Origin of the sequence: Arthrobacter sp. H14 (assembly GCF_000520495.1) — a bacterium.
In the GTDB taxonomy this organism is placed as follows: Bacteria; Actinomycetota; Actinomycetes; order Actinomycetales; family Micrococcaceae; genus Arthrobacter_C.
This window is the reverse complement of sequence record NZ_KI914629.1, coordinates 1,690-5,840: the sequence shown is the minus strand read 5'-3', so window position 1 is coordinate 5,840 and position 4,151 is coordinate 1,690. Positions and strand designations below refer to the sequence as shown.

The window sequence follows — 4,151 nt, the reverse complement described above, 5'->3', positions numbered from 1 at the left end:
CAGGCCGCGGCCGCCTGGAAGGCGAAGGGGAACCTCGTGTACCCCTTCCACCTCGGCGACATCAACATCCCGACGGCCCCACATATCATCGACGCCATGAACCGGGCAATCGCTGAGGGTGCAACGGGCTACTGTCCCGGCCCCGGCATCCCCCAACTGCGCGAGGCACTCGCCGACGATCTTGGGGCCCGCCGAGGTATTGAGTTCGCCCCTGACAACGTGGTCGTGATGACGGGCGGCAAGCCCGTCATCACGAAGTTCCTGCAGGCGGTCATGAACCCCGGGCAGGAAGTGCTCTACCCGAACCCCGGCTTCCCGATCTACGAATCGCAGATTGAATACCACGGTGGCACGGCTGTGCCGTACCGGTACCTGCCCACGAGCGAGGGCTTCACCATCGACCTCGACCAGGTTCGCTCATCCATTACCCCAAACACAGTCGCAATCATCTACAACGACCTGCAGAACCCCATCTCAGCCGAGTCGACGGCGGCCGAGCGTGAGGTCATCGCACAGCTCGCCCAGGAGCACGACCTCTGGGTACTCTCCGACGAGGCCTACTTCGAGACGCGCTATGAGGGGGTCTCGAGTTCAATCGCGTCGCTCCCCGGCATGGCACAGCGCACCGTAATCCTCTACACGTTCAGCAAAAAGTTCGCCATGACAGGTTCACGCCTCGGCTGCGCCGTCGCTCCGATCGAGATCGCCAAAATCCTCGGCACACTCAACACCAATGATGAGTCGTGCACGACGCACTACGTGCAATGGGCCGGCATTGAAGCGCTCCGCGGCACCCAGGAACCCGTACAGCAGATGCTCGACATCCTGGGAGAGCGCCGGGACGCCGCGTGCGAACTTGTGAACGCTATCCCCGGCATGCAGGTCGCGGTGCCGCGGTCGACGTTCTACCTTTTCCCCGACGTCACCGACACCATGGAGCGCATGGGTTATACGGCAGTCGGGAACTTCGCCTCAGCAGCCCTGTACGAGACCGGTGTCTCCTTCTGCACCCGTGAGCACTTCGGCCGCCGCCAACCCGGCGAAGAGCGGCAGTACATTCGGCTCGCCTACTCCGGCATCGACGTCGCAGATATCCGCGACGGCCTCGGACGCCTGCGCAAGTGGATCGAGACGGCATGAGCCGGGTCGGCGTCAGGGGGCGTGTACCCGAAACCGCTCTCGAAAAGCTCCGCGCCGAGCACGAGGTCGAACCTTGGCAGGGCAGGAGTCAATTGGCCGCGAGGAGCTCCTGCGCCGAGTAGTCGGCGCCGACGCCGTCGTGAGCTTGCTCACCGAATGTTCGAGCTCGAGAACGTGGTGCTAGTGCCGCATCTGGGCTCCGCAACAGTGGAGACGCGCACCCCGATGGCGATGCTCGCCGCCGACAACGCCCGCGCGGTGCTCAGTGGCGAACGACCGCCCGCACCGATTAATTAGTGGCAACGGGGCCCCCGTGCCAGCAGAGTTTCACATGTGCGGGCCTTGCCGAGTCTGCAGCCAGTCGTTCAACGTGCCACGGGCAGACGGAGCGAGTCCGAGCTGGCTCTGGCACTGGATATGACAGTCGAAAAGGTCAACGAAATCCAAAGGCACGGGCGTGACCCCATCTCCCTGGACACTTCGCTGGGTGAGGACGGAGACACCAGCTTCGGCGATCTGATTGAAGATTCGGGCGCCGTCGTACCGGCCGAGGCAGCGGAGGCTGTATTCCTGCGTGAACAGCTCCATGCAGTACTCGATACCCTGACTGAGCGGGAAGCGGGGATCATGGCCCTGCGCTACGGTCTGTCCAACGGCAAGCCGGCGACCCTTGCCGAAACAGGACAGGCGTATGGTCTCTCCCGGGAGCGTGTCCGGCAGATAGAAGCCGAATCCATGGACAAGCTGCGCCAGCCCTTACAGGCTCAGGTGTTAAAGGGCTACCTCGACTAAAGCACAACAAGGGGAAACTCCGTGACAGTGTGCCGGACACCATAGCCAGGCCGCCGGCGGGCAAAGACGGCACCATCCGTCTCCGGGGCCCGGGGTCATGGCGTTTCGCTGTTAGTGGCCGTGCGGAGTGGAACAGTCCTGCGCCCGTGCCGCGACGTGACGGCCGGTTATGCCTGGGAAACCGCTGCGGCCAGGTTCTCCAGTGAAGACTCGAGGTCCTCCTGGGGGATCGCGGGAAAGGATAACCGGCAAGGCTCAACTGCAGCACCAAGAATGAACCGGCGGCGACCGAGGCAGACACCTCAATGATCCTCCGCGAAGCACCCCCACACCAGAGCCCAAAGTGACCGGACAGCAAACTTTCTACCACCACGGCGCGTCAGCGACGCTGGACCGCTAGCCGGGCAAAGATTTCCTAAGCCAGTGGACCGGGGAACACCGGAGGCATAGTCCGAGAAGTGCTGGCTCCCCTCCCATGTCGCTCCATGACGGGAGAGGGGAGCCTTCCCAACCGTGCGGGGGCCCTAAAGCAGCCCACTGTCAGGGCAGACGGCCGGAGCGGCGGGCTTTCGGAGCCTGCAACGAATATTGTCTGTCCTGGATGTCAGAATCGGCCACCATGATGAATAAAGTCGATACCGCCTCCGCGGCGTGGCACTTCGAAAATCACGACGGCGCCTACATTTCCTTATCCCCGGACTTCGGCTCGAATCCGGCCACGCACGCCCCGTACCGGCGGGAACCCTATATCAGCGCGGACATCCCCCTGACCGCCGGCGGCACGGAACACATCACCGGCAAGGCGGGCGGTTGGACGAGCTCGGCGGTGCTCGTCCAATGGGTCGACACCGAAGGTGCCCGTCACAACGTCTGGGTCGAACCCGCACAGGTACAGCGGATCCGTCGTGAAGAGAGCACCTGGCTCTGGCACTGGATATGACAGTCGAAAAGGTCAACGAAATCCAAAGGCACGGGCGTGACCCCATCTCCCTGGACACTTCGCTGGGTGAGGACGGAGACACCAGCTTCGGCGATCTGATTGAAGATTCGGGCGCCGTCGTACCGGCCGAGGCAGCGGAGGCTGTATTCCTGCGTGAACAGCTCCATGCAGTACTCGATACCCTGACTGAGCGGGAAGCGGGGATCATGGCCCTGCGCTACGGTCTGTCCAACGGCAAGCCGGCGACCCTTGCCGAAACAGGACAGGCGTATGGTCTCTCCCGGGAGCGTGTCCGGCAGATAGAAGCCGAATCCATGGACAAGCTGCGCCAGCCCTTACAGGCTCAGGTGTTAAAGGGCTACCTCGACTAAAGCACAACAAGGGGAAACTCCGTGACAGTGTGCCGGACACCATAGCCAGGCCGCCGGCGGGCAAAGACGGCACCATCCGTCTCCGGGGCCCGGGGTCATGGCGTTTCGCTGTTAGTGGCCGTGCGGAGTGGAACAGTCCTGCGCCCGTGCCGCGACGTGACGGCCGGTTATGCCTGGGAAACCGCTGCGGCCAGGTTCTCCAGTGAAGACTCGAGGTCCTCCTGGGGGATCGCGGGAAAGGATAACCGGCAAGGCTCAACTGCAGCACCAAGAATGAACCGGCGGCGACCGAGGCAGACACCTCAATGATCCTCCGCGAAGCACCCCCACACCAGAGCCCAAAGTGACCGGACAGCAAACTTTCTACCACCACGGCGCGTCAGCGACGCTGGACCGCTAGCCGGGCAAAGATTTCCTAAGCCAGTGGACCGGGGAACACCGGAGGCATAGTCCGAGAAGTGCTGGCTCCCCTCCCATGTCGCTCCATGACGGGAGAGGGGAGCCTTCCCAACCGTGCGGGGGCCCTAAAGCAGCCCACTGTCAGGGCAGACGGCCGGAGCGGCGGGCTTTCGGAGCCTGCAACGAATATTGTCTGTCCTGGATGTCAGAATCGGCCACCATGATGAATAAAGTCGATACCGCCTCCGCGGCGTGGCACTTCGAAAATCACGACGGCGCCTACATTTCCTTATCCCCGGACTTCGGCTCGAATCCGGCCACGCACGCCCCGTACCGGCGGGAACCCTATATCAGCGCGGACATCCCCCTGACCGCCGGCGGCACGGAACACATCACCGGCAAGGCGGGCGGTTGGACGAGCTCGGCGGTGCTCGTCCAATGGGTCGACACCGAAGGTGCCCGTCACAACGTCTGGGTCGAACCCGCACAGGTACAGCGGATCCGTCGTG

4 protein-coding genes and 2 pseudogenes are annotated in these 4,151 nt (G+C 63.3%); all 6 read left to right on the top strand.

Features of this window, described 5'->3' with window-relative positions; translation table 11 throughout:
• The coding region (locus Y707_RS0103950; RefSeq protein ID WP_026534117.1) for a pyridoxal phosphate-dependent aminotransferase at positions 1-1,140 on the top strand (1,140 nt) is incomplete at its 5' end.
• A gap of 156 nt (positions 1,141-1,296) precedes the next feature.
• On the top strand, positions 1,297-1,437 hold the full coding sequence (locus Y707_RS30460) for a hypothetical protein (RefSeq protein ID WP_253905047.1): 141 nt from the start codon (positions 1,297-1,299) through the stop codon (positions 1,435-1,437).
• A 96-nt stretch (positions 1,438-1,533) separates the two neighbouring features.
• A pseudogene (locus Y707_RS0103940) lies at positions 1,534-1,932 on the top strand (sigma-70 family RNA polymerase sigma factor); the annotation flags it as partial.
• A gap of 619 nt (positions 1,933-2,551) precedes the next feature.
• Complete coding sequence (locus Y707_RS30455; RefSeq protein ID WP_155852699.1) at positions 2,552-2,872, top strand: hypothetical protein; 321 nt, start codon at positions 2,552-2,554, stop codon at positions 2,870-2,872.
• Positions 2,845-3,243, top strand: a pseudogene (locus tag Y707_RS0103930) (sigma-70 family RNA polymerase sigma factor); the annotation flags it as partial. The gene Y707_RS30455 and the pseudogene Y707_RS0103930, both read left to right, overlap by 28 nt.
• Before the next feature lie 619 nt (positions 3,244-3,862).
• Positions 3,863-4,151 (top strand): hypothetical protein (locus Y707_RS31220; RefSeq protein WP_162150169.1); only part of this gene is annotated, 289 nt, incomplete at its 3' end.